The organism is Rhodoferax sp. BAB1 (assembly GCF_013334205.1).
Classification (GTDB): Bacteria; Pseudomonadota; Gammaproteobacteria; order Burkholderiales; family Burkholderiaceae_C; genus Hylemonella.
Map to the genome: position 1 here is coordinate 1776130 of NZ_CP054424.1, position 18198 is coordinate 1794327.

21 protein-coding genes are annotated in these 18198 nt (G+C 66.7%); 9 read left to right on the forward strand and 12 right to left on the reverse strand.

Annotation, left to right across the window (positions count from 1 at the left end; all coding sequences use genetic code 11):
* The first annotated feature begins 10 nt into the window (after window positions 1-10).
* From mfd to HTY51_RS08470, 4 genes are read left to right on the forward strand one after another with little or no spacing between them, the layout of a single operon-like run.
* Entirely contained in the window at window positions 11-3511 is a 3501-nt protein-coding gene (mfd, locus tag HTY51_RS08455) for a transcription-repair coupling factor (protein WP_174252329.1), read from the forward strand.
* 2 nt (window positions 3512-3513) lie between these two features.
* Complete coding sequence (locus HTY51_RS08460; protein WP_174252330.1) at window positions 3514-4134, forward strand: hypothetical protein; 621 nt, start codon at window positions 3514-3516, stop codon at window positions 4132-4134.
* 9 nt (window positions 4135-4143) lie between these two features.
* Window positions 4144-4860 (forward strand): phosphoserine phosphatase SerB, encoded by a 717-nt coding sequence (serB, locus tag HTY51_RS08465; protein WP_174252331.1) that lies wholly within the window; start codon window positions 4144-4146, stop codon window positions 4858-4860.
* Window positions 4857-5414, forward strand: a complete 558-nt coding sequence (locus tag HTY51_RS08470) for a redoxin family protein (protein ID WP_174252332.1) — start codon at window positions 4857-4859, stop codon at window positions 5412-5414. Before serB ends, HTY51_RS08470 begins: the two co-directional genes overlap by 4 nt.
* A gap of 13 nt (window positions 5415-5427) precedes the next feature.
* On the opposite strand, the gene HTY51_RS08475 is transcribed toward HTY51_RS08470, so the two are convergent.
* Both HTY51_RS08475 and HTY51_RS08480 read right to left on the reverse strand, forming a co-directional pair.
* The gene (locus HTY51_RS08475; RefSeq protein ID WP_174252333.1) at window positions 5428-6405 is read right to left on the reverse strand and encodes a YdiY family protein; all 978 of its coding nucleotides are present in this window, start codon (window positions 6403-6405) and stop codon (window positions 5428-5430) included.
* A 55-nt stretch (window positions 6406-6460) separates the two neighbouring features.
* Window positions 6461-8041: an alkaline phosphatase gene (locus HTY51_RS08480; RefSeq protein WP_174252334.1), complete on the reverse strand. Its 1581-nt coding sequence runs from the start codon at window positions 8039-8041 to the stop codon at window positions 6461-6463.
* Between the two features lie 140 nt (window positions 8042-8181).
* Here HTY51_RS08480 and HTY51_RS08485 point away from each other — a divergent pair, with 140 nt between their 5' ends.
* The gene (locus HTY51_RS08485; RefSeq protein WP_174252335.1) at window positions 8182-8409 is read left to right on the forward strand and encodes a hypothetical protein; all 228 of its coding nucleotides are present in this window, start codon (window positions 8182-8184) and stop codon (window positions 8407-8409) included.
* A 10-nt stretch (window positions 8410-8419) separates the two neighbouring features.
* Window positions 8420-8713, forward strand: coding sequence for a hypothetical protein (locus HTY51_RS08490; protein ID WP_174252336.1), 294 nt, complete (start codon window positions 8420-8422; stop codon window positions 8711-8713).
* Window positions 8714-8775: 62 nt separating this feature from the next.
* Here HTY51_RS08490 and rlmB read toward each other — a convergent pair whose 3' ends face one another.
* Entirely contained in the window at window positions 8776-9510 is a 735-nt protein-coding gene (rlmB, locus tag HTY51_RS08495) for a 23S rRNA (guanosine(2251)-2'-O)-methyltransferase RlmB (protein ID WP_174252337.1), read from the reverse strand.
* A 136-nt stretch (window positions 9511-9646) separates the two neighbouring features.
* On the opposite strand from rlmB, the gene HTY51_RS08500 reads away from it, so the two are divergent.
* A complete protein-coding gene (locus HTY51_RS08500) occupies window positions 9647-10519 on the forward strand; it encodes a hypothetical protein (RefSeq protein WP_174252338.1) in 873 nt (290 codons plus the stop codon).
* Window positions 10520-10640: 121 nt separating this feature from the next.
* On the opposite strand, the gene HTY51_RS08505 is transcribed toward HTY51_RS08500, so the two are convergent.
* Complete coding sequence (locus HTY51_RS08505) at window positions 10641-11312, reverse strand: ABC transporter ATP-binding protein (RefSeq protein WP_174252339.1); 672 nt, start codon at window positions 11310-11312, stop codon at window positions 10641-10643.
* On the opposite strand from HTY51_RS08505, the gene HTY51_RS08510 reads away from it, so the two are divergent.
* Window positions 11311-11946 carry an arylesterase gene (locus HTY51_RS08510; protein ID WP_174252340.1) on the forward strand — a complete coding sequence of 212 codons (636 nt, stop codon included), beginning with the start codon at window positions 11311-11313 and terminating at the stop codon, window positions 11944-11946. The two genes, HTY51_RS08505 and HTY51_RS08510, sit on opposite strands and share 2 nt — an antisense overlap.
* Window positions 11946-13007 carry a tRNA 2-selenouridine(34) synthase MnmH gene (mnmH, locus tag HTY51_RS08515; RefSeq protein ID WP_174252341.1) on the forward strand — a complete coding sequence of 354 codons (1062 nt, stop codon included), beginning with the start codon at window positions 11946-11948 and terminating at the stop codon, window positions 13005-13007. The genes HTY51_RS08510 and mnmH overlap by 1 nt, the downstream gene beginning before the upstream one ends.
* Before the next feature lie 11 nt (window positions 13008-13018).
* Here the strand turns inward: mnmH and HTY51_RS08520 are convergent, their stop codons facing one another.
* The 8 genes from HTY51_RS08520 to HTY51_RS08555 form a co-directional block, all read right to left on the reverse strand.
* Window positions 13019-13270: a hypothetical protein gene (locus tag HTY51_RS08520; RefSeq protein WP_174252342.1), complete on the reverse strand. Its 252-nt coding sequence runs from the start codon at window positions 13268-13270 to the stop codon at window positions 13019-13021.
* A complete protein-coding gene (locus HTY51_RS08525) occupies window positions 13267-13962 on the reverse strand; it encodes a hypothetical protein (protein ID WP_174252343.1) in 696 nt (231 codons plus the stop codon). The genes HTY51_RS08520 and HTY51_RS08525 overlap by 4 nt, the downstream gene beginning before the upstream one ends.
* A complete protein-coding gene (locus HTY51_RS08530) occupies window positions 13949-14764 on the reverse strand; it encodes a DUF817 domain-containing protein (RefSeq protein ID WP_254607057.1) in 816 nt (271 codons plus the stop codon). The genes HTY51_RS08525 and HTY51_RS08530 overlap by 14 nt, the downstream gene beginning before the upstream one ends.
* 68 nt (window positions 14765-14832) lie before the next feature.
* The gene (locus HTY51_RS08535) at window positions 14833-15183 is read right to left on the reverse strand and encodes a DUF3147 family protein (RefSeq protein ID WP_174252345.1); all 351 of its coding nucleotides are present in this window, start codon (window positions 15181-15183) and stop codon (window positions 14833-14835) included.
* 46 nt (window positions 15184-15229) lie between these two features.
* Window positions 15230-15421, reverse strand: coding sequence for a hypothetical protein (locus tag HTY51_RS08540; RefSeq protein WP_174252346.1), 192 nt, complete (start codon window positions 15419-15421; stop codon window positions 15230-15232).
* A 78-nt stretch (window positions 15422-15499) separates the two neighbouring features.
* Window positions 15500-16273, reverse strand: a complete 774-nt coding sequence (locus HTY51_RS08545) for an ABC transporter permease (RefSeq protein ID WP_174252347.1) — start codon at window positions 16271-16273, stop codon at window positions 15500-15502.
* A gap of 160 nt (window positions 16274-16433) precedes the next feature.
* Window positions 16434-17357, reverse strand: a complete 924-nt coding sequence (locus HTY51_RS08550; protein ID WP_174252348.1) for an ATP-binding cassette domain-containing protein — start codon at window positions 17355-17357, stop codon at window positions 16434-16436.
* Between the two features lie 17 nt (window positions 17358-17374).
* Window positions 17375-18196 (reverse strand): DUF2189 domain-containing protein, encoded by an 822-nt coding sequence (locus HTY51_RS08555; protein WP_174252349.1) that lies wholly within the window; start codon window positions 18194-18196, stop codon window positions 17375-17377.
* Window positions 18197-18198 lie beyond the last annotated feature (2 nt).

Below are 18198 nucleotides of genomic sequence, written 5' to 3' on the forward strand. Positions count from 1 at the left end.
TACCTGATTCATGGATCTCCCCAAACTCCAGCCCGGCAAGCGCTACACCCTGCCCCGCCCCACGGGCTCGTCCGACGCGCTGCTGCTGGCCCGCCTGGCCGAGCGCGAGCAGGCGGCCGGTCGCCTGCTGGCCATCGTCTGCGCCGACGCCACCGATGCCCAGCGCCTGATCGACGAGATCGCCTTCTTCAAGCCCGAGCTGCGCTGCGCCATGTTTCCCGACTGGGAAACCCTGCCCTACGACACCTTCTCGCCGCACCAGGACCTGATCAGCGAGCGCCTGGCCACGCTCTGGCGCCTGTACAACCACGGCAAGGGCAAGCCCGAGGACACGACCGATATCGTGCTGATCCCGGCCACCACCGCGCTGTACCGCCTGGCGCCGCCCGCCTTCCTGGCCGCCCACACCTTCTCCTTCAAGGTCAACCAGAAGCTGGACGAGGCGCAGTTCCGCAGCCAGCTCACGCTGGCCGGCTACAACCACGTGACCCAGGTGGTCAGCCCGGGTGAGTACGCGGTACGCGGCGGCCTGATCGACCTCTTCCCCATGGGTTCGCCCGTGCCCTTCCGCGTCGACCTCTTCGACAACGAGGTCGACTCCATCCGCACCTTCGACCCCGACAGCCAGCGCAGCCTCTACCCCGTGCCCGAGGTGCGCCTGCTGCCCGGGCGCGAGTTCCCCATGGACGAGGACTCGCGCAAACTGTTCCGCCAGCGCTGGCGCGAACTGCTCGAAGGCGACCCGACCAAGAGCCGCCTGTACAAGGACATCGGCAACGGCGTGGCCACCGCCGGCATCGAGTACTACCTGCCCCTGTTCTTCGAAGAGACCGCCTCGGTGTTCGACTACCTCGGGGCCGGCACCGAGCAGGCCGCCACCGTGGTGCTGCACGGCGAGCTGGAGCCCGCGCTGCAGCGCTTCTGGCAGGACACGAAAGAACGCTACCGCCTGGCCCAGGGCGAACCCGATCGTCCGCCGCTGCCGCCCGAGTCGCTCTTCCTGGGCATCGAGCAATTCTTCGGCCTGGCCAACGCACACGCGCAACTGGCCATCCGCCCCGGTTACGCCGAAGGCGTGGCCGAGTTCGACACCCTGCCCGAGCTGACCGTGGTGCGCGGCGCCGAGGACCCGCTGGCCAAGCTGAAAGACCACGTCCGCAACACCCAGCACCGCGTGCTGCTGCTGGCCGAAAGCGACGGCCGGCGCGAAAGCCTGCTGGACTTCCTGCGCGCCAGCAGCGTCATTCCGCCGGCCTTCGACTCGCTCGCAGAGTTCCAGGCCAGCGAGGAGAAACTGGGCATCGCCACCGCCGCGCTCAACACCGGTTTTGCCTGGACCGAAGAGGGCCTGGACTTCGTCACCGAAACCGAACTCTTTGCCGCCGGCCCCAGCACGCGCCGGCGCAAGAAGCAGGAACAGACCAGCGACGTCGAGTCGCTGATCAAGGACCTGTCCGAACTCAAGGTCGGCGACCCGGTGGTGCACGCCAGCCATGGCATCGGCCGTTACCGCGGCCTGGTCAACATGAACATCGGCGGCCAGCTGCAGGACGACGGTACGCCCGAGATGCAGGAGTTCCTTCACCTCGAATACGCCGACAACGCCGTGCTCTACGTACCGGTCAGCCAGCTGCAGCTCATCAGTCGTTACACCGGCGTCAGCGCCGACGAAGCGCCGCTGCACAAACTCGGTTCGGGCCAGTGGGACAAGGCCAAGCGCCGCGCCGCCCAGCAGATCCGCGATGCCGCGGCCGAGCTGCTCAACATCTACGCCCGGCGTGCCGCGCGCGAAGGCCACGCCTTCCGCTTCTCGCCGCGCGACTACGAACAGTTCGCCAACGATTTCGGCTTCGAGGAAACCGCCGACCAGCGCGCCGCCATCCACGCCGTGGTGCAGGACATGGTCAGCCCGCGCCCCATGGACCGCCTGGTCTGCGGCGATGTGGGTTTCGGCAAGACCGAAGTCGCTCTGCGTGCGGCCTTCGTCGCCGTCACCGGCGGGCGCCAGGTGGCCTTCCTCGCGCCCACCACCCTGCTGGCCGAGCAGCATTACCAGACCCTGGTGGACCGTTTCGCCAAGTGGCCGGTGAAGATCGCCGAGATGAGCCGCTTCCGCTCCGGCAAGGAGATCACGGCCGCGCTCAAGGGCATTGCCGACGGCAGCGTGGACATCGTAGTCGGCACCCACAAGCTGCTGAGCCAGGACACCAAGTTCAAGAACCTGGGCCTGCTCATCATCGACGAGGAACACCGCTTCGGCGTGCGCCACAAGGAAGCCGTCAAGGCCCTGCGCGCCGAGGTGGACGTGCTCACGCTGACCGCCACCCCCATCCCCCGCACGCTGGGCATGGCGCTCGAAGGCCTGCGCGATCTGTCCGTGATCGCCACCGCGCCGCAGCGCCGCCTGGCCATCAAGACCTTTGTGCGCAACGAGGACAAGGGCGTGATCCGCGAGGCCGTGCTGCGCGAACTCAAGCGCGGCGGCCAGGTCTATTTCCTGCACAACGAGGTCGAGACCATCGAGAACCGCCGCGCGCGGCTCGAAGAGCTCTTGCCCGAGGCGCGCATCGCCGTGGCCCACGGCCAGATGCCCGAGCGCCAGCTCGAAGCCGTGATGCGCGACTTCGTGGCCCAGCGCAGCAACCTGCTGCTGTGCTCCACCATCATCGAGACCGGCATCGACGTGCCCTCGGCCAACACCATCGTGATTTCCCGCGCCGACAAGTTCGGCCTGGCCCAGCTGCACCAGCTGCGCGGGCGCGTGGGCCGCAGCCACCACCAGGCCTATGCCTACCTCATGGTGCCCGACAAGGAGAGCCTGACCAAGCAGGCCAGCCAGCGCCTGGACGCCATCCAGGCCATGGAAGAGCTGGGCTCGGGTTTCTACCTCGCCATGCACGACCTGGAAATCCGCGGCGCCGGCGAGGTGCTGGGCGAGAACCAGAGCGGCAATATGCTGGAGGTGGGTTTCCAGCTCTACAACGAGATGCTGTCCGAAGCGGTACGCAGCCTGAAGGAAGGCAAGGAGCCCGACCTGCTCTCGCCCATGAGCGCCACCACCGACATCAACCTGCACGCCCCGGCGCTCTTGCCCGACGACTACTGCGGCGACGTGCACATGCGCCTGTCCTTCTACAAGAAACTCGCCACGGCCAAGAAGACCGAGCAGATCGACGCGCTGATGGAAGAGATCGTCGACCGTTTCGGCAAACTGCCGCCCCAGGCCCAGACCCTGATCGACGTGCACCGCCTGCGTGTCATCAGCCAGCCCTACGGCGTGGTCAAGGTGGACGCGGCGCCGCACCTGATCAACATCACCTTCCGCAAGGACGCGCCGGTGGACCCGATGAAGGTGATCGAACTGGTGCAGAAGAACCGCCACATCAAGTTGGCCGGCAACGAGAAGCTGCGCATCGAACGCGAACTGCCCGACCCCAAGGCGCGCGCCCACCTGGTGCGCGACGTGCTGCGCTCGCTCGGCGCGCCACGCACCGAAGGGGCGCCGGCCTGACCATGAACGTTTTGTTCGAACCCCTGCTCGCGCTGCTCATCCTGCTGCCGGCCCTGTGGCTACGGCCCTGGCGCCTGCTGGCCCACACCGGCCTGCAGACCCCGTTGCTGGCCACCCTGGCCCTGCTGCCCCTGCTCTGGGCCCTGCCCTACTGGCATGCCATGCCGCTGCACCTGCAATGGTCCGGCGCCTGCCTGGTCACGCTGAGCCTGGGCTGGCCGCTGGCGGTCCCGGTGCTCACGCTGGTGGGCGCCATCACCTGGCTCATCACCCCTGCCACCGGTGAACAGGCCCTGGCCCTGCTGCTCTGGCAAGGCCTGGTGCCGGCGACGCTGGCGCTGGGCCTGGGCGCCCTGCTGCGCCGTTTCGTGCCACACCACCCTTTTGTCTACGTGCTGGGCCGCGGTTTCTTCGGCACCGTGCTGTGCCTCTTCTCTGCCAGCCTGCTGGCGCAATGGGCCGGCCACACCCTGCCCAATATCGGCAGCGAACTCTCCTGGGTGGCGCTCTGGCTCATGGCCTGGGGCGACGCCTTCATCACCGGCATGATGGCGGCCATCTTCGTGGCCTACCGCCCCGAGTGGCTGGCCACCTGGTCCGACACGCTTTACCTGAAATCCTGAGCCCTTCCCATGACTGCTCCCGCCACCGAACACGCTCCCGGCCTCGTCCTGCAGGGTTTCACGCCGCCCCTGCATCTGCGCGATTTCAAGCTGATCGCCTTCGACATGGACTCCACGCTGATCAACATCGAGTGCGTGGACGAGATCGCCGACGCCGTGGGCCGCAAGGCCGAAGTGGCGGCCATCACCGAAGCCGCCATGCGCGGCGAGATCAGCGACTTCAAGGAAAGCCTGCGCCGTCGTGTGGCCCTGCTCAAGGGCGTGACACAAGCCGACATGCAACGCGTCTTTGATGAGCGCCTGCGCCTGAACCCGGGCGCCGCCGAGCTGGTGACCGCCTGCAAGGCGGCCGGTTTGAAAGTGCTGCTGGTCAGCGGCGGTTTCACCTTCTTCACCGACCGCGTGCGCGATCTGCTGGCCATCGACTACACCCGCTCCAACGTGCTGGAGCTGCAGGATGGTGTGCTGACCGGTCGTATGGTCGACCAGCCCTGGGGTGACATCTGCGACGGCGCCGAAAAACGCCGCATGCTGCAGCAGACCTGCGCGCAGCTGGGCATCTCAACGCAACAGGCCATCGCCGTGGGCGACGGCGCCAACGACCTGCCCATGATGGGCGAGGCCGGCCTCTCGGTGGCCTACCACGCCAAACCGAAGGTGCGCGAGCAGGCCATGGTGGCCATCAACAGCGGCGGCCTGGACCGCCTGCTGGAGGTGCTGCGATGAACGCGCGGCTGCAGCGGCTGGCCTCGGGCTTCAAGGACTGGCTCTTCAACTGGCGCTCCCATGCGCTCACACTGCTGGTCCTCACCGTGGTGGTGCTGGCCGTCAATGCCTGGCAGACCCGCGACCTGCCCACCGGCCCGGCTCCGGCGTTCGACGCCGAACTCGTGGGAGCCCTGGGCGCCGAACGGATCACGCTCGAAGCCTGGCGCGCCCAGCACCCGGGCCGCGCCGTGGCCCTGCACTTCTGGGCCGACTGGTGCCCGATCTGCCGCGCCGAGGAAGGCAGCGTGAGCGACGTGCAGCAGGATTGGCCCGTGCTGACCATCGCCATGCGTTCGGGCAACACCGCCAAGGTCACGCGCGTGCTGCAGCAGCGCCAGCTGCCCTGGCTGGCCGCCGTGGATGAAGACGGCAGCCTCTCGGCGCGTTACGGCCTCAAGGCCGTGCCGGCCTTTGTCGTGCTCGACGCCCAGGGCCGCATCCGCCATGCCAGCGTGGGCTACACGCCCGAACTCGGCATGCGGGTACGCCTGTGGCTGGCGCAGCACTTCTGATCTTCGGCTTGTCTCAGCGGCCGAACTTCACGCTCAGGCCGGTGATGAGGTAGAGGTCGTATTTTTCGGCCGGGGCCTGGGCCAGGCTGTCGTAACGCCCCTGCAGCTTGACGCTCAGACTCAGCGTCTGGTTGATATCCACCAGCAGGCCGGCGTCCAGCATGGCGCGGGTGCCCTTGCCCACCAGCAGACCCGGGTACAGCACGAACTTCTGCTTGAAGCGCGTGCCGCGGGCCAGCTCGTGGGTGGACTCCTCGCCGAACAGCATCTCGCCGGTGGAATAACGCTGGCGCACGGCCCCGTCCACCTCCACCCCGTCGCCTGCGTAATAGTCCTCGCGCCAGGACAGACCGGCGTAGACGTCCCACAGGTCGTCGCGCTCCTTCACCAGGTGCCAGCCCAGGCCCGTGCTCAGCACGCTGCGCAGATTGAGGTCGAGCACACGGTCATGGCTGAACTCGGCCCCCACGAAACCGAATTCGGTCTCGCTGAGGTTGCGGTCGTAACGGCTGCCCAGGCGCCACTGCAGGTCGGTGATGCCGGTCGTGACCACGCCGTTGGTCTCGCTGCGCGTGCGGCGCTCGAGGTAATGGGCAAACAGCGAGAGCTTGTCCTCGGGCCGGGTGTAGGTGCTGTCCAGGCTGAAGTTGAGGCTGTGCCCGTCGGTATTGCCTGCCGACAGCGAAAAGCCGGCGTTGAAGTCACCCGCCCAGCGGCCCGCGGTCTCCAGCTGCAGGGGTGCCACTGGCGGCACGCGCTGCGGCGGCGGTGCGGGCACCGTTGGCGCCTCGGTGGCGGGCGCCGGAGGGGCCGGCTCGGGCGCCGCTTCGGGCACGGCCACGGGCATCACCACCGGCGTCGTGAGGGTCACGGCGGCCGGCTCCGAGATGGGCAAAGGTTCGGGGGATGGGGCGGCCGCAGGCGGCGGGTTGTCCTGGGCCAGGACAGTGCTGCCGGCCAGCAGCAGCGGCAGCCATAAAAAGTGGTTCATCGGGGAGCAGGAAAACAGGAACAGATGCGTGGACGGCAGCCGCCCACGCCCTGGATTATCTCCGCTCGATGCGTGCGCGCCCCTCGCGCACCTCGAAAGCGGCCAGCGTGAAGGCGGCGGCATCGGCACGGGTCGCGTCCTCCACCGCGCGCAGGGTGGTGCGCAACTGGCCCGGTGTGAACTCGGCCACGCCGTAGCCGCGGTACTGGGCGTCACCAAACACGAAATGCGGGTTCTCGGCCAGGCGCTCGGGCGTCTTCTCCACCGCGCTGGCACTGGCGCGCGAAGAAATGCTGGTGCCGCAGAACTCCACGCCCACCGCCGGGCTGCCGGCGTCGGCGTAATCGGCCTTGACGTGGCCCACCCAGTTCTCGTGCACGTCACCGCCCAGCAGCACCGGGTTGCTCACCGCGTGCCGCTGCAGCGCATCGGTCAGGCGCGCACGGTTGCCCGCATAACCGTCCCAGCCGTCGTTCCACAGGCGCTGGCCCGGGCCGGGCCGCCCATCGCGCGGGCCGAACAGGGTCTGCTGCCCGATCACGTTCCAGCGCCCGCCGGAGCGGGCCAGCGCGCCATCCAGCCACTGCTCCTGCGCCGCACCCAGGTAGCTGCGCTGCGGATCGGCCCACTCCGGGCACTGGGCCGGGTCAACCAGCCGGCTACCGGGCTGGCCGTCCTTCAGGCAGGGCTGGCGGTCGCGGTACTGGCGGCCGTCGAGCAGGTGCAGCGTGGCCAGCCGGCCAAAGGGCAGTTGCTGGTAGATGCGCAGCTCGGCACCACGCGCCAGGCCGGCAAGGCCCTTCGTCAGCATGGAGGCGCGCACCGGCATGTGCTCGTACCAGGCTTGGTAGGCGGCGGCGCGGCGCGCGGCAAAGTCGTCCACCGTACCCAGCAGCGGCACACCCGTGCCTTCGTGCTGGGCCGCGTAGTCGTTCTGCACCTCGTGGTCGTCCCAGGTCAGCAGCCAGGGGCAGGCCGCGTGCATGGCCTGCAGGTCGGCGTCGCTGCGGTGCAGGGCATAACGGGCGCGGTAGTCGTCCAGCGTCAGCACCCAGCCGCCGGTCACGGCGCGCACGGCATTGGTGGCCCCCGGGTATTCGTAGATGTAGTCGCCCAGGAACATCACGGCGTCCAGCTGCTCGGCGCGCATATGCCGCCAGGCCGCGTAATAACCGTGTTCCCAGCGCTGGCAGGAGGCATAACCCAGGCGCAGACGCGCCGGCATGGCATCGGGCCGCGGAAAGGTGCGCGTGCGCCCCACCGGGCTCACGGCCTCGCCCAGCATGAAACGGTAGAAATACCAGCGGTCGGCCTCCAGGCCCGCCACCTCGGCATGCACGGCGTGGCCCAGCGCGGGTTCGGCCTGCACCTGGCCGCTGCGGGCGATGCGCGTGAAAGCCTCGTCGTGCGCCACCTCCCAGCGCAGGGTGTAGGCCTCGCGCTGCGGCTGCCGGAACAGCAGGCGCGTCCAGAGCACCACGCCGTCGGGCGTTGGGGCACCGCTGGCCACGCCCAGGGCAAAGGGGTCGTGCTGCAGGCGGCCCAGGCTCCAGGCGCTGCGTGGCAGCCAGAGTGTGCTGGCGGTGGCGGCCGCCAGGCGCAGCAGCTGGCGGCGGTCGGTGGGGTGAATGGGCATGGCAGGGGGTGGTGGGGTTCGCCGGGATGATGCCATGCGCTGGTGACACTCACGTATGCCAGCCCTACCGCCCGGCGGACCAAGGTTGACAGCCCCCCGGGTCTGACTAAAATTTCAGCAAGTTCACCCCGGAGTCCACCATGGCAACCGAAGGCATTTCCTCCAGCACGCCCGTCTCTGCCCCGCCCCGCGCCAACACGGCCAACCGCGCGCAGGAATTCCGCGCCGAACAGCAGCGCGTGCAGAACGAGCAGGCGCAGCGCGAGAGCCAGGCAAGCCAGGCCGCCGAACGCGAAGCCCGCCAGCGCGAACCCGTGGTCAACACCCAGGGCCAGACCACCGGTCGCCTGGTCAACGAAAAGGCCTGAGGAGACCATCGTGGTCATGGCCATGCAGTCCATCAACGGCAGCACGCCCGGTGCGCGGGCGCAACTGAGCCAGTACCAGGCCCAGTTGCAGATGGCCCGGCGCGAGGCTGCCCAGGCCGCCAACCGGGTGAGCCAGCTGGAGCAGCAGGCGGCCGTGGCACGCCAGGAATCGGCCCGGGCCGACGACAAGGTGCGTGGCCTGGAAAACCAGCCCCCGCGCAGTGACAGCGGCAACAGCGGCACCCGCAAGCGCATCAACACCCTGAGCCAGCTCAGCGGCACGGTGCTCGACGTCACGGCCTGATCCGCCCCCACCAACAACAACGGCCCTCGTGAGGGCCGTTTTGTTTGGTAGGTGCCTAGCGATTACCCTCGTTGCCGCAGGGCTTCGTACAGGCAGACGCCGCTGGCCACCGAGACGTTCAGGCTTTCCACCGCGCCCTTCATCGGGATGCCCACCAACTCGTCGCAGGTCTTGCGCGTGAGCTGCCGCATGCCCTCGCCTTCGGCCCCCAGCACCAGGGCCGTGGGGCCCTTCAGGTCCACCTGGTAGATGGTCTTGGGCGCGTCGTCGCTGGTGCCTATGCACCAGATATTGCGTTCCTTCAGCTCACCCAGGGTGCGCGCCAGGTTGGTCACCATGAAGTACGGAACGGTCTCGGCTGCGCCGCTGGCCACCTTGGCCACCGTGGCGTTGACGCCCACCGCATGGTCCTTGGGGGCGATCACCGCGTGCGCCCCGGCCCCGTCGGCCACGCGCAGGCAGGCGCCCAGGTTGTGCGGGTCGGTCACCCCGTCCAGCACCAGCAACAGGGGCGGCTCGCTCAGCGCGTCCAGCAGGTCGTCCAGCGAATGCACCTGGGCCAGCGGCTCCACGCGTGCCGCCACGCCCTGGTGACCATGGCTGCCGGCCAGCTTGGCCAGGCGCATGCCGTCGGCCTCGATCAGGCGGACGTTGGCTTCCTTGGCCTTCTCCAGGAACTGGCGCATGCGCGCGTCGCGCCGGGTCGGCTCGAAATAGATCTCGATGATGGATTGCGGCGCCGTCTTCAGGCGCACGCCCACGGCGTGGAAGCCGAACAGGACTTTGGGGGAGGACATGGGGGGATTATCCCAGCATGTTGCGGAGCAGCAAGTCAGAAAGTGTGGTGATATCCCTCTTTCGGGGGATAGGCGAAACATAACCCCTTCCCTAGAGTCCCGTACCACGTTAGCTACTTTTACAGTGAGCCGCAATATGGAACAAGATCTCCGCATCTATGCCAAAGGCTTAGCTTTTTCGGATGGCGTCTATGACCTGCGAACCCTTGAAACCGTAATCTCAAACTATCGAAAAATTCTGGATCGTTTGATCTCGATTCAGCTTGGGAAACGTCAGGTCCCGAAGGACTTGCGATCTCAACTTGGGTATCAAGTACAAATCAACTCTGGCTCCATTGAGTTGCTCGTTAAATTCTTGCTTGAGCACAAAGAGCTTTTAGTTGTCTTTGCTGCTACTGATGGCTACACACTGTCTGAAATAATTGTTCGACTTCTGCGTGATGCGATAGATCTTCGAAAAAAAGCATCAGAACTGATCAAGAAAGGCATAACGGTCAATATACGAATTTCCAATAGCTTCAATGTTGGGTCAAACATCAACAGCCGGAATGTCGCATTTGATCAAACAGCTGGATCCATTTTGATTAATGATCCAAAAATCTTGTGGGCAGCTCAGACAACACGCACCCCAATTAATGAGATATTGGCCAATGTCGATGGGAAAGCAGTTGAATACATTGATATGAGTTCCCGAGAAAATGAGCTCCGACTCACGGCAGAGGATCGAGAGATCATTGGGCAACACAAAGAAGAACTGCCAACGACTCTGACCATCGTCGGTCGTTTGGATATGGTCGCCTTTACATCACACAGGGGAAGCATAATTTCTGACAATGAGCGATTCAGCGTGACATGGGAAGAGCACATCCGCCCCAAGATGCAAAAGATCGCTGATGTTGAAGGTATCTTGTTTAAAGTCCGTCCAGTTATTGATCACAAGCGCCTAGACAATGAGGCTATTGGTTTTCACGTACTGGATTGCGGAGACCCACAAGAGAAGATGTTCTAGTGACACGGCGAAACGCTCGGTCAATCACCTCAGCTTGGATCTGTATAAGACCACTTGCCCTAGATGACATATAAAAAAAGCCCGGCATGCCGGGCTTTTTTAGTCGGAGGGGAGCCAAAACTTAACCACTCGCCCGCCCCGCCTCGATCGTGATCCGCCGCTCGCACCTCTGTGCAATCCCCGTGTCATGCGTCACCAGCACCAGGGTCGTGCCCTGCTCGCGGTTCAGCGCGAACATCAGTTCCATCACGGTCTCACCCGTCGCGTAGTCCAGGCTGCCCGTGGGCTCGTCGGCCAGCAGCACGGCGGGCTGCACCACGAAGGCGCGCGCCAGGGCCACGCGCTGCTGTTCACCGCCGCTCAAGACCTTGGGGTAGTGCCCCAGGCGCTGGCCCAGGCCCACGCGGTCCAGCATCTCGGTGGCGGCCTTGCGGGCGTCCTTGCGGCCGGCCAGTTCCAGCGGCAGCATCACGTTTTCCAGTGCGGTCAGGTGGCCCAGCAGCTGGAAGCTCTGGAAGACGAAACCCACTTTCTGCGCACGCAGGGCGGCACGCTCGTCTTCGTCCAGCGCAAACAGGTCCTGCCCGTCCAGGCGCACGGTGCCGCTTGAGGGTGTGTCCAGCCCGGCCATGATGGACAGCAGCGTGCTTTTGCCGGACCCCGAGGCGCCGACGATGGCCAGGGTCTGGCGCGGCGGGACGCTGAAATGGATATCGCGCAAAATATCGAGCGTGCCAGTCGAGTCGGTGACCGACTTGAGCACGTGTTCCACGGAAATGATGGGTTCGGACATGAAGTTTTCTTTCTTGCGTCGCTACTGTATCGTGCTCGCCCTGCTGGGCGGTTTCCTGGGGTTATCCCAGGCGGCCACGGCCCGCACGGTGCTGGTGCTCGGTGACTCGCTGAGCGCCGAATACGGCCTGCCGCGCGGCAGCGGCTGGGTGGCCCTGCTGGAGCAGCGCCTGGCCGCGGAGAAGCAGGCGGTGCGCGTGGTCAACGCCAGCATCAGCGGCGAGACCACCTTTGGCGGGCGCTCGCGCCTGGCCGCCCTGCTGGCCCAGCACCAGCCCACGCACGTGATCATCGAACTGGGCGGCAACGACGCGCTGCGCGGCCTGGCGCTGGACGCCACGCGCGCCAACCTGGCGTGGATGACCCAGCAATCGAAAAAGGCCGGCGCACGCGTGCTGCTGCTGGGCATGCAGATGCCGCCCAACTACGGCGCCGACTACGGGCGCCGTTTTGCCGGGCTCTACCAGCAGGTGGCGCGCAGCGAGAAGGCAAGCCTGGTGCCCTTCTTCCTGAAAGGCGTGGCCGACGGCGCCGACCCGACGCGGCTGTTCCAGCCCGACCGCATCCACCCCACCGCCGAGGCCCAGCCCCGGATGCTGGACAACGTCTGGCCCGAACTCAAGAAACTGCTCTGATGCCTTTGTTCACGATCAGCGCCGAAGAGGCCCTGCGCCAGTTCGACACCTTCGACACCGTCATCGACGCCCGCAGCGAAAACGAATACGCCGAAGACCACCTGCCCGGCGCCGTGAACTGGCCCACGCTGGACAACCAGCAGCGCCACGACATCGGCACGCTCTACAAGCAGGTCAACGCCTTCGAGGCCAAGAAACGTGGTGGCGCCCTGGCCGCGCGCAACATCGCGGCGCACATCGAGCGCGAGGTGATCGACAAGCCGAAGGACTGGAAACCGCTCACCTACTGCTGGCGCGGCGGCAAGCGCAGCGGCTCCCTGAGCCTGATCCTCAGCGAGATCGGTTTTCGCGTGACGATCATCGAGGGCGGCTACAAGGCTTTCCGTGCCGCGCTGCTGCTGGACATTCCGCGCCTGGCCCCTCTGTTCGACTGGCGCGTGGTCTGCGGCACCACGGGCTCGGGCAAGACGCGGCTGCTGCAGGCCCTGCAGGCGGCAGGCGCCCAGGTGCTGGACCTGGAGGCCCTGGCCAACCACCGCAGCTCGGTGCTGGGCGCCATACCCGGCGTAGCCCAGCCCACGCAGAAGGAGTTCGACACCCGCATCTGGGATGCGCTGCGCCGTTTCGACCCCAAGCGCCCGGTCTACGTGGAGAGCGAAAGCAAGAAGGTGGGCAACGTGGCCGTGCCGGCCGCGCTGATCGAGGCCATGCGCGCCGGCCCCTGCCTGAACCTGCAACTGCCCGACGAGGAACGCGTGGCACTGCTGCTGGAGGACTACGACTTTTTCGTGCAGAACCGCGAGGCCTTCTGCGAGCGCCTGGACGCGCTGACCGAGCTCAAGGGCAAGCAGGTGGTGGAAGGCTGGAAGACCAAGGTACGCAGCGGCCACATCGACGACGTGGTGCGCGACCTGCTGCTCACGCACTACGACCCGGTCTACCTGCAGTCGATGGCGCGCAACTTCAAACAGTTCGGCAGCGCACAGGACATCCAGCCCAGGGACCGCTCGGTGCCGGCCATGCAGGCGCTGGCCGCGCAGATGCTGCAGGGCGCGGCCTGAGCGCCAGCCCCTCAGAAATAACGCAGCACCAGCCAGGCAATGGCCGCAATGCAGGCCAGCAGGGCCGGCAGGGCGACCACGGTGATGGTTCGCTGGCGTCGTAGCGCCTCGCGTTGCAGGCCCATCGATTCGTCAATACGCTGGCGTGACTGCGTCATCTGCAACTCGGCCAGGGCGCGCTGGCCCTTGATCTGCTCCAGCAACTGGCGCTGGTCGTCGCGGATCTCGCGCAGCGTGGTCAGGATCTCGGCGTCATGGTTCATGGTTCGGCTTTCACTTCGACTTTCTCGTCGGGCTTGGCTTCGACCTTGGGCTTGGGGGGTGCGGGCGGGCCTTCCACGCAGCCCGAGGCCCGGGCCCAGCCCTTGAGGTAGGGCCGGCGCAGCGTGCCGGCCCGGATGGCGGCCGCCACGGCCTTGGAATAACGCTCGGCGCCGCTGAGCTTGCGCACCCAGCTGCGGAAAGGGATGACCCCGTCGACCACCGAGTTGACCGTGCCCCGCACCGAGTCCATGGCCGCATCACCGACAAAATCCACCGCCTTGCCCATCAGGCCCGGATCGCTGCCCGCTGGGCCGCTGGCGTCGATGTCCGGGCCCAGGGCCGCATCCAGCGCCAGCAGCTCGAGCTGCAGCGCCGCGCAGCTGCTGTCGGCCGGCACGGCATAAGGGCCTTGCTGCGCCGCCGTCAGAACGGCTGGAATGCGGCTCTTCATGAGGTTCAGGTCGTTCAGCGGCTGGCTGGCGGTCTGCACCACGCCGGACTGCGCGATGAGATCGGGCTTGGCAGCAGGAGCGGCGGTGGCGGCCGGCGCGCTGCCCTGCTCCGGCGCTGTCTCGCTGGCGGGCGCGGCGGGTGGCGCGGCACAGGCGGCCAGCAGCCAGGCGCTGCAGGCCAGGCACACGACCAGGGCGATACGCCGGCCAGGATGGGGGCGAGACTCAAAGGGGAACATGGATGCGTTGCTTGATGTGCTTGAGATGGGCCACGATGGTGAAGGTCATGACCACCAGCAGCGACCAGGAGCTCCACTTGCCCACATGGACGGCCGACCAGGCCCCCAGCTGGTTGGGGTATCGCCAGACCCCGAAGAAGGTGCTGATGTTCTCGGCCAGCCAGATGAAAAAGCCGATCAGCACGAAGGACAGCAGCAAGGGCATGCGCCGCTCGCGGTCCAGCGGCCGGAACACCACGCTGGACCGCGCGTACAGGCCCAGCGCGCAAGCGGCCAGGTACCAGCGGTAGTCGCCGATGTAGTGATGGGTGAAGAAATTGGCATAGATGGCCGCGGCCACCAGCGCCGCCATCCAGTAAGGCGGATGGTGTTCGACCCGCAGGTCCAGCAGGCGCCAGGCCTGGATGATGTAGCTGCCGACCGCGGCATACATGAAGCCCGCGAAGAGCGGCACGCCCCAGAGCTTGGTGTAGGCGGCATCGGGGTAGGACCAGGACTGGATGCCGCCCGAGGTCTTGAAGACTTCCAGCGCGAAGCCGACCAGGTGGAACACCGAAATGGCCTTGAGCTCGTCCAGCGTCTCCAGCCGCGCCCAGACCATCCAGGCCTGGATCAGCAGTGCCACGACCAGCAGCACGTCGTAACGCGGCAGGCCCAGGAAACCCTGGCGCGGCACCAGGAACACGGCCGCAAAAAAGAGCCCGACGAAGAGGCAGGCGCGGGCTTCCTTGATGCCGAAATAGACGAATTCAGTGAGGTAACGGCGCCAGCCCCGCAGCGCCTGGCTGGGCAGCGGTCGCATCAGATGCTCATCCAGCGCGCCAAGGCGCCAGGCCACCCGTCCGCTCATGGCAACGACTCCATCCTCGGCTAGAACAGTTCGATGCCGTAAGGCCGCAGCAGCAGCGCCAGCAGGCCGAAGCAGACCAGGGAGATGAGCACGCACGCCAGCAGCGTGGGCCAGAAGCCCAGGCGCGACAGCAGCGCCGGGAAGGCCAGGAACATGGGCAGGGTGGGCAACACGTACCAGAAGGTGTACCAGGCGTGGTTGGCGATCTTCTGGGCCGGCTGTTTCTCGACGTAGAGCCAGATCAGCGTCAGGACCGTGACCAGGGGCAGCGCGGCCAGCAGGCCGCCCAGCCGGTCGCTGCGCCGGGCCATTTCGGACACCCCCACCACCACGGCGGCGGTCAGCAGGTATTTGGTGATGAGCCAGCCCATGATGCGTGCAGCGCCCCGCGACAGCAGAGGGTTCGCGCCCCGGGCCTCAGGCTTGGGTGCCCTGGCCGGCGTCCGGCGCGTCGGACGACGTCGGTTCGGCATCGTCCTCGGCCGGGCTGCCGTCCTCCGGCTGCCCGGTCAGCTTGCGTTGGGCTTTTTCCTTGAGCTTTTCTTCCTTCTTGCGCTTTTTGGCCAGTTCTTTCTGTCGCTTTTCGTATCCGTAATTGGGTGTGACCACGTTCTTCCTTCCAGTCGTATGGGGGCACTCTAGCAGTTCGTGGCGCCCAAGGCTACGCCGGCTAGGAAAACGGTGTGCTCAACCCCGGAAACGGCGCCGGGTAAGGGCCAGGGCGATGGACCAGGCCACCAGCGCGTAGAGGACCAGCACGCCCAGGTGCAGCAGCACGTCCTGCGGCCACTGCCCCAGGAAAAGCGGGCGCACCAGTTCCACCGCCTGGGTCAACGGCAGCCAGGCCGAGACGTGCTGCAGCAGGGGTGGCAGGTTATCGCGCGGGAAGAACACGCCGCTCAAAAACATCATGGGCGTGAGGAACAGCGTGAAGTAGTAGGTAAAGAAGTCATAGCCCTTGGCCAGGGCATTGAAGATCAGCGCCAGGCAGCTGAAGGTGATGCCCGCCAGCAGCAGGATGGGCCAGGCCAGCAGCAGCATGGGGCTGCGGCTGATGTCCAGCGCCAGCATCACGCCCAGGATGGCGGTGACGGAGAACAGGGACTTGAAGCCGGCCCACAGCATCTCGGCCAGCAGCACGTCGCGCAGGGCGATGGGCGCGTTCATGATGCTGTCCCAGGTCTTCTGCACGTGCATGCGCGAGAAGGCCGAGTACAGCGCCTCGAAGGAGGCCGCGTTCATGGCGCTCATGCAGATCGAGCCGCTGGCCAGGAAGAGGATGTAGGGCACCTGCTGCCCGTCCAGGGGCACGCTGCCCACGAGCGCGCCCAGGCCGTAACCGAAGGCTACGAGCCACATCAGCGGCTCGGCGATGTTGCCCACCAGGCTGGGGATGGCGAGCTTGCGCCAGACCAGCAGGTTGCGCAGGAAAACGGGCCACCAACGCATGAGATTGTTCATCGCACAGACTCCACAGCGCAGATGCAAGACCACCACGCCTGAAGAAACGCAAACCGCGGAACGCCGTGGAACCGGCTTTGCCGGGCCACTGGCGTTGCCCCCTGCAAGGGGGGTGGCGTAGCGACACGCAGTGCGCGCAGCCTGGGGGTGTGCAACATGTTCATGCCTCCTCCCGGATCTGGCGCCCGGTCATTTTGAGGAACAGATCCTCCAGGTTCGCAGGCCGGTGCAGGCTGCGCACGCTGTGGTCGTGCGCCAGCGCCTGCATCAGCGGCGCCGCATCCTGCGTGTAGAAAAACACGGTCTCACCACTGACTTCGACCCGGCTGGCCATGGCCCGCAGCGGCCCCGTGCTCAGCGCAGAGGCGTCACCACCATAAACCTCGACCACGTCGGGCTCCAGGTGCGCGGCGATGAGATCCCGCGGCGTGCCCTCGGCGATCTTGCGGCCGTGGTCGATGACCAGCAGGCGGTCGCACAGGCGCTCGGCCTCGTCCATGAAGTGGGTGGTCAGCAGGATGGACTTGCCCTGCTGCATCAACTGCTGCAGGCGTTCCCACATCAGGTGGCGGGCCTGCGGGTCCAGGCCGGTAGTGGGCTCGTCGAGCAGCAGCAGGCGCGGGTCGTTCACCAGGGCACGCGCCAGGCTGAGCCGGCGGCGCATGCCACCCGAGAGCTGGCCGGGTTTGGCGTCGGCCTTGTGCGAGAGCGCGGCGAACTCCAGCAGGCCGGGAATGCGCGCACGGATGTCCGCCGTCTTCATGCCGAAATAACGGCCGAAGACCAGCAGGTTCTCGGCGCAGCTGAAGTCGGGGTCGAGCGAGTCGAACTGGGTCACCACGCCCAGCTGGGCCTTGATGGCGTGCGCGTCGGCCGGCATGCGCAGGCCGAAGGCCTCGACACGGCCGCTGTCCGGCGTGCTCAGGCCCAGGCACATGCGCAGGGTGGTGGTCTTGCCGGCGCCGTTGGGGCCGATGACGCCCAGGCACTCGCCGGGGCGGATGGCAAAACTCAGGTCATTGACGACCGTGGCCTCGCCGTAGCGTTTGACGAGGTTGTGGCATTCGAGGAAGGCGTCGGGCATTCCCGCATCTTAGTGAATCAATCGAGCCAGCGCACTGACCCGCGATACGCATGCCAGCTCGCATGCCCCAGCCAGGGCCCGATCAGCAGCAGGCCCAGACCCCAGGGGATCAGGGCGATGGTGACCAGCCCGGTGATCAGCGCCCCCCAGAGCAACAGCACCGGCAGGTGGGTGAAAAAGACCTGGATGCTGGTGAGCGAGGCCGAGATGGCGTCGGTGTCGCGGTCCAGGATCATGGGGATGGACACGACCGAGGTGGCAAAGACCAGGCCGGCGAAGACACCGCCCACCACCAGGTAGACCGCGACGAATTCCCAGTTCTCGGGATTGAAGATGGCCTGCAGCACGCCGGCCGTGGACGGCATGCCGGTGTTGAAGAAGACCGCGAACACCACCAGCGAGGCGCGGCCCCAGAGCAGCTCCAGCACGACCAGCACCAGCACCAGCAGGCCCATGCTGCCGATGCGCGCGTCCCAGCAGGTCAGCGAGGCGCCCAGGTCGGGCGACAGGCCCAACTCGCGCCGCCGGCTCACCTCGTACAGGCCCAGGGCCAGGAAGGGGCCGACCAGCAGGCAGCCCGAGACGATGGACATGGCGTATTCGGGTTTGTAGCGGAAGACCGCGCCCAGCGTCAGCGCCATGGCCCAGAAACACATGCCGTAGAACAGCGCAATGCCCATCTCGGCCGTCAGGTCGCGCCAGCCGCGTGCCAGCCAGCGGAAGGGGTCGGCGAAACCCAGGGGCAGGATCTCGCGCCGGGGCCCCACCGGGGGTGGCGGCACATAGGGCGCGGGGGTGACGGGCAGGCTGTGGTCGGCGTTGTGGCTGTTCTCGCTCATGG

Coding starts and splice junctions, on each gene's coding strand:
- HTY51_RS08535 (WP_174252345.1), bottom strand. CDS start 15,183: ATGGGCTGGCTCATCACCAAATACCTGCTGACCGCCGCCGTGGTGGTG.
- HTY51_RS08470 (WP_174252332.1), top strand. CDS start 4,857: ATGAACGCGCGGCTGCAGCGGCTGGCCTCGGGCTTCAAGGACTGGCTC.
- rlmB (WP_174252337.1), bottom strand. CDS start 9,510: ATGTCCTCCCCCAAAGTCCTGTTCGGCTTCCACGCCGTGGGCGTGCGC.
- HTY51_RS08545 (WP_174252347.1), bottom strand. CDS start 16,273: ATGAACAATCTCATGCGTTGGTGGCCCGTTTTCCTGCGCAACCTGCTG.
- HTY51_RS08505 (WP_174252339.1), bottom strand. CDS start 11,312: ATGTCCGAACCCATCATTTCCGTGGAACACGTGCTCAAGTCGGTCACC.
- HTY51_RS08530 (WP_254607057.1), bottom strand. CDS start 14,764: ATGCGACCGCTGCCCAGCCAGGCGCTGCGGGGCTGGCGCCGTTACCTC.
- mfd (WP_174252329.1), top strand. CDS start 11: ATGGATCTCCCCAAACTCCAGCCCGGCAAGCGCTACACCCTGCCCCGC.
- HTY51_RS08510 (WP_174252340.1), top strand. CDS start 11,311: ATGAAGTTTTCTTTCTTGCGTCGCTACTGTATCGTGCTCGCCCTGCTG.
- HTY51_RS08475 (WP_174252333.1), bottom strand. CDS start 6,405: ATGAACCACTTTTTATGGCTGCCGCTGCTGCTGGCCGGCAGCACTGTC.
- HTY51_RS08500 (WP_174252338.1), top strand. CDS start 9,647: ATGGAACAAGATCTCCGCATCTATGCCAAAGGCTTAGCTTTTTCGGAT.
- HTY51_RS08485 (WP_174252335.1), top strand. CDS start 8,182: ATGGCAACCGAAGGCATTTCCTCCAGCACGCCCGTCTCTGCCCCGCCC.
- mnmH (WP_174252341.1), top strand. CDS start 11,946: ATGCCTTTGTTCACGATCAGCGCCGAAGAGGCCCTGCGCCAGTTCGAC.
- HTY51_RS08525 (WP_174252343.1), bottom strand. CDS start 13,962: ATGTTCCCCTTTGAGTCTCGCCCCCATCCTGGCCGGCGTATCGCCCTG.
- HTY51_RS08550 (WP_174252348.1), bottom strand. CDS start 17,357: ATGCCCGACGCCTTCCTCGAATGCCACAACCTCGTCAAACGCTACGGC.
- serB (WP_174252331.1), top strand. CDS start 4,144: ATGACTGCTCCCGCCACCGAACACGCTCCCGGCCTCGTCCTGCAGGGT.
- HTY51_RS08460 (WP_174252330.1), top strand. CDS start 3,514: ATGAACGTTTTGTTCGAACCCCTGCTCGCGCTGCTCATCCTGCTGCCG.
- HTY51_RS08480 (WP_174252334.1), bottom strand. CDS start 8,041: ATGCCCATTCACCCCACCGACCGCCGCCAGCTGCTGCGCCTGGCGGCC.
- HTY51_RS08555 (WP_174252349.1), bottom strand. CDS start 18,196: ATGAGCGAGAACAGCCACAACGCCGACCACAGCCTGCCCGTCACCCCC.
- HTY51_RS08520 (WP_174252342.1), bottom strand. CDS start 13,270: ATGAACCATGACGCCGAGATCCTGACCACGCTGCGCGAGATCCGCGAC.